The sequence below is a fragment of the Chryseobacterium sp. 2TAF14 genome (assembly GCF_052115105.1).
Classification (GTDB): Bacteria; Bacteroidota; Bacteroidia; order Flavobacteriales; family Weeksellaceae; genus Chryseobacterium.
Genome location: NZ_JBFRGA010000232.1, coordinates 1 through 3,623 on the forward strand (window position 1 = coordinate 1; position 3,623 = coordinate 3,623).

The 3,623-nt window shown below is 33.5% G+C and carries 3 protein-coding genes; all 3 read right to left on the bottom strand.

What is annotated here, in order from left to right:
• On the bottom strand, window positions 1-395 hold a 395-nt coding region (locus AB4Y90_RS16550), incomplete at its 3' end, for a hypothetical protein (protein ID WP_441558674.1).
• An 11-nt stretch (window positions 396-406) separates the two neighbouring features.
• Window positions 407-2,743, bottom strand: a complete 2,337-nt coding sequence (locus AB4Y90_RS16555) for an adenylate/guanylate cyclase domain-containing protein (RefSeq protein WP_441558675.1) — start codon at window positions 2,741-2,743, stop codon at window positions 407-409.
• A gap of 87 nt (window positions 2,744-2,830) precedes the next feature.
• Window positions 2,831-3,328: a thiol peroxidase gene (gene tpx, locus AB4Y90_RS16560; protein ID WP_441558676.1), complete on the bottom strand. Its 498-nt coding sequence runs from the start codon at window positions 3,326-3,328 to the stop codon at window positions 2,831-2,833.
• Between the last annotated feature and the right edge of the window lie 295 nt (window positions 3,329-3,623).

The window sequence follows — 3,623 nt, forward strand, 5'->3', positions numbered from 1 at the left end:
GTTTTTGCATTCCCTATTTTACCGATGCTTTCGATTTTTTTTCCGTTTAAATAAATTTCTGAAGCACCAAGCTGACTGATATTGAAACACAAAGATTCGTTCACCGATGCAGAATCTATTTTAAAATAATACCGAATCCAGTACGGCTGGTCTTTATGATAAGTTTTCTTAGAGCTAAAGTTGATGTGTTTCCATTTCGCATCATCAAAAACTGGTGAAGCAAAGGCGGGATTATCATTTTCAGAAAACCTAGCCTCTTCTTCAAGCGAAATACCATCTTTTATTTGTTTGGTCGTAAAAGTCTGTGGCTTTTCACGAGAGTTTTGAGCAAAACAAAATGTTTGTAAAACTACAAGTACTGAAAATAAAAATTTAAGGAGTAGATTTTTTTTCACACTGATAAAATTTAGGTTGGGTTAACAAAATACATCTCCATTGCGCCTTTACCTTTGGTTTCTATTTTTCCGCGATGCTCAAAAGCAAAGTCTTCTTTTATTAATTGATAGGTTGCTTCAGAAACATTTACTTTTCCTGACGAGCTGTTTTGCTCCATTCTTGCAGCCGTATTTACCGTATCGCCCCAAATATCGTAAGCAAATTTTTTCACGCCAACAATTCCGGCAATCACAGGTCCGGAATGAATTCCGATTCTGATATCTAAAGCATTCGGGTTTTGTTTTTTTCTTTGCTGAATATAAGAAAGAATTTCCAAACTGGCATTCACCGCATTTTTGGCGTGCTGCTCATTGGAAACCGGCAATCCGCTCACCGCAAGATAAGCATCACCAATGGTTTTTATCTTTTCTAAATTATATTTCTCCATAATTCTGTCGAATTCGGTGAAGCAAATATTTAGCTCATTCAAAACTTCCTGAACACCAATTCTTTCGGAATTTGCTGTAAAGTTGACAAAATCGGTAAACAAAACAGAAACTTCATCGAAATGTTTGGCGTTGGTTTTACCTTTTTCTTTTAGCTCTTCAGCAACTTCATACGGAAGAATATTGAGCAGCAGATCATCAGATTTTTGTTTTTCCTCCGCAATTCTCTTATTGTCTTTTCGTTTTTGATTGTACGAAAATCCCGCAAAACCTAATAATAATAAAGATAAACCCGCTCCAATTGCCCACATATTTTTTTGAGTTTTAGAACTTTCTAAATCTGCTTTTGCAATGGCATCTTTTTTTTCCTGATTGATTTTTGCAATATTTTTTTCCTGATTGTACTTTAATGCGACCGCTTTTTGCTCTTCATCAAATTTAATCTGAATTTCTTTTCGTTTTAAATCTTCTTCAAGAGCCAGTCTTTTTCTTTCCTCTTCCGTTTTTGCGGTCGCCTGCTTTTTTTCGTATTCAAAACGAAGTGCTTTTAATTCGATCTCTTTCTGAAGCTGGATGCGTTTGGTTTCTTCTTCTAATTTTACTTTGGCTCTTTCATTGGCAACTTCCGTTTCAGATTGTAATGACGAGAACTCTTTCATTTTATTCAATCCATACGTTTCTTCTTTCTTATCATGCATTTTTTTCAAATAAGAATAAGATTGAGGATAATCCCCAAGAAAAGCATAAGCACGGTGTAAAACTTCGTAGTTTTGAATGAACAGTTCTGGCGAAACGACTGTATTCATTTCAGTAAAATGATTGAGACTTTTTCTTTGTTCAGCAACCAATTTACTGAGTTCAGAGAGTTTCGACTGATTATTTTTAAGACCAAGACTGTCTTCCATAATCTGCTTTAATTCTATATTCCCTTTGTGATTTTTGTAATAGGGATAAAGCGGATCGCTTTCAGAACTCATTTTCACGCATTTTGAGGCAAATTCCTGAGCTTTTATATAATCTTTTTCTTTAGAATAGGTATCAGATAAATAATAAAATACTGAAGCAAGACCGCCTTTGTTATTCTGAGATTCGTAATAATCTTTAGCATCATTCAGATGTTTTTTAGCTAAATCCAACTGGTTGGTTTCACCATAAACCATGGAAAGCGACACTCCTGAATCGGCAATCTGAGCCTGGTCTTTATTTTTTTTGGCAACTTCATAAGCTTTCTGAAAATAATAAAGTGATTTTTTATTGTCTCTACTCGTTAAGAAGAAAGTTCCTGCATCTTTATAAGCTAAATACAGATTTTCAGGATAATATTTTTCAACAAAATCGATGTAAGTTTTAAGAGAAGCAAATCCTTTTACAAAATCCTGCTGTACAAAATAGTTAATGTAAAGTCCCTGATAAGAATACATGACAAATCTTTTGTCGAAAACCCTTTTATCATGGTAATATTTTAAAATCTCATTAAAATATTTAGCCGAAGCATCGTTTTTTTTATAAACAGTATTAATTCTTGCCATTAAAAGATTGAGCATCGCCCTTTTCTCATAATTCTGAGTTTTGTGAAGGTATTTTTCTGCCTCCAGCAAGTATTTTAATCCTTCACTTAGATCATTTTTTGTGAGATACATATTGCCGATAAACAAATTGGCTCTTCCGATCTGTTCTACATCATTGATTTTTTTATAAACAGGAAGCGAAATCTGAGAATAATGAATAGCACTATCTATATTTCTGGCATCCGAATACAAATTTCCCAGGTCACTGTATATTTTTACTTTTTCATTATCCGTTTTGGTTAAAGATAATTTTTTCTTCAGATCAAAAATCTCTTTAGAATCTTGTGCTTTCAAAACTATTGTTCCGAAAAATAAAAGACTGATAAAGCTAAAAGAAGTAAATTTATTTTTCAATGGCTGGTTATTGCGTTGATGCACAAAAATAAAAAAATCATTCTGTTAAACAACAGAATGATTCAAATTTGCGAGAAATATTTTTATTTATTTCAAAGAAGCGATAGCAGCCTCATAATTAGGCTCTTGCCCGATTTCCGGAACCTGCTCTGTGTAGATTACTTTAGCCTTTTCATCCAAAACAACAACAGCTCTGCTCAAAAGTCCTTTCAATGGCGAATCTGCAAGTGTTACACCGTAATCTTCCCCAAAATTTCCTCTGAAATCTGATAACGTTTCAACATTCTTTAAACCTTCAGCAGCACAAAATCTAGACAAAGCAAATGGTAAATCTCTCGAAACATTAATGACAACCGTATTGTCAAGAGTAGAAGCTTCTTCGTTGAATTTTCTAGCAGAAGCCGCACAAATCCCCGTATCAATACTTGGGAAGATATTTAAAACTACTCTTTTACCTGTGTAATCAGCAAGGTTTTTTTCAGATAAATCTCCTGAAACCATTGTAAATTCCTGAGCTTCTTTTCCAACTTCCGGAAGGCTTCCTATCGTATTTATCGGGTTTCCTTTAAATGTAATTGTAGACATAATTTATTTTTTAAAAAAGTTTATCAAATTTATTTAAAATTCAGCCGATTTAAGCTGAAATAAAGGTTAAATAATTCTTAAATTGGAAATAAAAAAATTACACTCATATAAGTGAATTTTTTTATATTAGCACACTTAATTAAATAGCGATGAGAAAAAAAATTAGTCTCTTGTTATTTGTTGTCCCGCTTTTCGGTTTTGCCCAGTCTGTGATTGGAGGTATTAATTCCGGAGCGGTTTCTGCAGATAACTTCAACCATTCTATTGGCGAAATCTATGTGATCCCGACCAATCC

What these genes read in the sequence shown, in the direction of transcription:
- tpx (WP_441558676.1), bottom strand. Translation starts at nt 3,328, where the DNA reads ATGTCTACAATTACATTTAAAGGAAACCCGATAAATACGATAGGAAGC.